This window comes from Chitinophaga sp. (assembly GCF_036569185.1).
Taxonomy (GTDB): domain Bacteria; phylum Bacteroidota; class Bacteroidia; order Chitinophagales; family Chitinophagaceae; genus Chitinophaga.
This window is the reverse complement of sequence record NZ_DATCRD010000085.1, coordinates 1-4,015: the sequence shown is the minus strand read 5'-3', so window position 1 is coordinate 4,015 and position 4,015 is coordinate 1. Positions and strand designations below refer to the sequence as shown.

The 4,015-nt window shown below is 49.1% G+C and carries 4 protein-coding genes; all 4 read left to right on the top strand.

What is annotated here, in order from left to right; genetic code table 11:
• On the top strand, positions 1-968 hold a 968-nt coding region (locus VIM72_RS06635; RefSeq protein ID WP_332002078.1), incomplete at its 5' end, for a gliding motility-associated C-terminal domain-containing protein.
• A gap of 11 nt (positions 969-979) precedes the next feature.
• Positions 980-2,008: a type IX secretion system membrane protein PorP/SprF gene (locus VIM72_RS06630; protein WP_332002077.1), complete on the top strand. Its 1,029-nt coding sequence runs from the start codon at positions 980-982 to the stop codon at positions 2,006-2,008.
• An 11-nt stretch (positions 2,009-2,019) separates the two neighbouring features.
• Positions 2,020-3,642, top strand: coding sequence for a hypothetical protein (locus tag VIM72_RS06625; RefSeq protein ID WP_332002076.1), 1,623 nt, complete (start codon positions 2,020-2,022; stop codon positions 3,640-3,642).
• A 34-nt stretch (positions 3,643-3,676) separates the two neighbouring features.
• Positions 3,677-4,015, top strand: a 339-nt coding sequence (locus VIM72_RS06620; protein WP_332002075.1) for a lipocalin-like domain-containing protein, incomplete at its 3' end; no start/stop codon positions are given.

The following is a 4,015-nucleotide window of genomic DNA, read 5'->3' as shown; positions in this document are numbered from 1 at the left end:
CAACCGTGGTACCAGTTCCATCTGCTCCGGGTATAAGCCTCGTGAAAACCGGCGCCCTGTCCACAGATGGCAGCAGCATCACTTACACCTTCACGCTGCGTAACACTGGTAACGTGACCCTGAGCAACCTTGTGCTGAATGATGCTAAGTTGGGAATGAGTAATGAACCGGTACCCGGCACGCTGGTGCCCGGCGGCAGCACTACGTTCACCAGAACGTACACACTTACGCAGGCGGATATCAACGCAGGATCTGTAACAAATACCGCCAACACTACCGGCCAAACCCCAGGCGGCGGCACGGTAACAGATACCTCGGGTACAACTGGTGATAACAATACACCAACCGTGGTACCAGTTCCATCTGCTCCGGGTATAACGCTGGTGAAAGCGGGCGTCGTGTCTACCGATGGCATTACTATCACTTACACCTTCACCATCCGTAATACCGGCAACGTAGCATTGAGTAACCTTACACTTACAGATGCGAAGCTGGGCATGGTCGACGAAGCAATACCCGGTAGCCTGGCGCCAGGCGGCAGCACTACGTTTACCAGAACGTATACGCTTACATCGGCCGATATCAACACAGGATCCGTAACCAATACGGCAACGGTAACCGGTCAAACTCCGGATGGCAGAAGAACCACGGATGTATCTGGAACACGTGAAGATAATGACACGCCTACATTGACGCCGGTACCTGCACTTGAGCTCCTCATTCCGAACGTGATAACACCAAACGGGGATGGTATGAACGACCGGTTCGTGATAAAAGGACTGCAGCGCTATCCGGGCTCAGGAATCTATATCTACAACAGGTGGGGTAATATGGTATACCAGAACAAGAACTATGATAACACCTGGGATGGTAACGGTCTCAATGAAGGCACTTACTACTATATCCTGAAACTGAACACTCCGCAGGGAGAAAAAGTACATAAAGGATGGATAGAATTACTGCGATAAAAAAAATGTCAATGACCAAAGCGAATAATATGCGCACACCCTTTAACATAAAACTGGCGTTCCTGCTCTGCCTTGCAGCAGGTTCGCCTGCTATCTCCAGGGGCCAGCAAAATGTGCAGTACAGCCAATACGCGTTTAATATGCTGAGCGTAAACCCGGCGTATGCAGGATATAAAGAGGATCTTTATCTCAACGCCGTATACCGGCAGCAATGGGTGAACTTCCCCGGCGCACCTAAAACAGGCGCTGTGTCGCTGGACGGGGCGCTCAATACCCGTGAACAGCGGGTAGGGCTGGGACTGCAGGTTACCTACGATAAACTGGGGCCGCAGGATGCTTCATCAGTTTACGGCATGTATTCTTACCGGATCCCGCTTGACGACGAAGGCACGCGCCGCTTATGCCTCGGCGTAGGCGCGGGAGCTACCCAATATTCGATTGATGGAACCGCCCTGGTGTATAATGATAGCGGCGATCCCGCCATTCCCGCCGCAAAGGTTTCCACCATCGTTCCGGACGCTCGTTTTGGCGTATACTATTATACGCCCAACTTTTATGCAGGTATTTCTGTGATGGATCTTTTTTCTCTCTATACAGATAATACCCGCTATTACTGGCGCAATTACAACTACAAGGTAATCCGCAAAACACAGCACCTTTATCTCACCGCTGGTACGGTGCTCAATTTGTCCGATAACCTGAAACTGAAACCAAGCTTCCTGGTGAAAGAGGACTTCAAAGGACCTACCAACCTGGATTTGAATGCGTTTCTGCTGATCGCCGAAAAAGTCTGGATTGGCGGTTCTTATCGTACAGGAGTAAAGATCTGGAATAAGTCCCATCTGCAGAGCGACCTGGAACAGCTGGACGCCGCCAGCGCACTGGTCGAGTTCTTCGCTACCCCCAATCTCAGGATTGGATATGCGTACGATATTACCACCAGCAAAATGTCGTCTGCCCAGAGCGGCTCTCACGAAATATCTGTCGGTATTACATTTCCCAACAAAAGACAACGGGTGTTTAGTCCCCGCTATTTTTAATATATCCGTTTATGATGAAAAAGATCTGGATTTTTGCATTAGCTAACTTGCTGGTAGTATCTGTATCGGCACAGGAACAAAAATCAACCTCCCGGCAGGCTGAAATATTTTATCATAAATATGAGTATGCCCGGGCTGCTAACCTGTATGAAAGATTGGCAAAAAAGAAGCATCCAAAGCTGATTTTTTTGCAGCGACTGGCAACCTGTTACAGGATGGTCAATAACTATGAAGCTGCAGCAAAATGGTATGCTGTTGTTTTAGAAAAGGGAGATACGGTGCCGGAAACCCGCCTGTATTACGCTGATATGTTGAAATCACAGGGGAAATACGCCGAAGCAAAGGCGGCGTATGCCGCCGCCCAACAAAGTAACAGCCAGGCAGCATTGATCGCCAACCGCATTGCCGGCTGCGATGCCGCGGTGCAATGGATGAACAGCCCCTCCGCAGAAGCAGTCAGGGGTGTTCCCAGGCTTAATACAACACTGTCCGATTGGGGAGCTACCTGGTATCCCAATGGTATTGTATTTATGTCTGATTCCCTTCGGAAGGATCTTTTACTGCCCGGCAGTAAGGTCGACAAAAATCTTTATGGCAGAAATAATCATCCCTTTTACAAACTCTATCTTGCCGATACGGTCAACTATGGTAATGTTTACCTGTTCGATTTATCTACCGCTTTTAACAGCTATAGGTACCACGTGGGTCCCGTAGCCTTTGATGCCGGTTTCAATACCGCGTGGTTTACGGTAACGGAAGCGGATAAACGAATAGACGGTGAAAAGGAGCGCTTTCCGCATGGCCTTGTAATCCGGGGCAACAGGCGCCTGGAACTGATGGTTTCTCATCGCGACAGCAGCGGCCACTGGCAGCCGGCAGAAAGTTTTGCGTATAATAAGTCTTCAGAATACTCCATTGGACACGCCGCGCTCAGCCCGGATGGCAACATACTTTATTTTACTTCCGACATGACGGGTGGACAAGGAGGAACAGACATCTGGTTTTCCGAACTGCAGCCAAACGGTTCCTGGGGAACGCCACAGAATGCGGGCTCAGTGATCAATACAGCAGATGACGAGGCATTTCCAGCTATTGCAAAAGACGGGACCTTCTATTATTCCAGTAAGGGTGGAATTGGAATGGGCGGATTCGATATATTCGCAGCCACCGGTGGCAAAAACCAATGGTCGCAACCCAACAATATGCGTTTCCCGCTTAATTCTCCCGGCGATGACTTCTTCTTCGTGCGGAACGGAAATGGCCAGGGGTATTTTGCCTCCAACCGCCAGGGTGGAATGGGGGATGACGACATATATAGCTGGAGCTCGCCCAATACTACCACCATCGAAACTTTGAAGCCTTTTGTGCCGGGGTTGCAGATTCCGTTTACCGCAAATGTATGTCCCCGTTACCGCAGGAGCTGCATATATCTCTACAACAAAAAACGAGGCATCGGTTGGTGCTACAGCGCAGAAACCGGCAGCTTTACAGCTACCCTGGAACCGGATACAGAATACGTGATCAGGATTACGACGGGTAACAGCACCTCCTCCGTTGAATTTAATACCAACGGGATGAACAGTTCCAACACAATTGAAAAGGAAATATGCCCGGACAGCGGAATAAAACATTAATACCGGTATTATCATTTATATTAGCACAAAAAAGATGAAACGACTATCATTACTTTTACTGCTCACAGGCGCCGGCCTGGTGCTGAAAGCGCAGACCGCCAAAGAACTGATCGGGAAATGGAAACTGGTAAAGGAAACCAAAGGCGGCGTGGTAACACAGCCAGAGAATACATACCAGGTATTTGAAGAAAATGGCGTATTCCAGGGGATCAACGGCGATAAAAGCCGCAAAGGGAAATGGAAGCTCTCAGCCGATAACAAATACCTCACCATCAAAATCAGCATTGTTTCGCTGGAGTTTGAAGTAGAATACTTTGATGCAAAGAAACGGGTGATCAGTAATGATAAAACCGGTACGCTCGAATATGAGAAA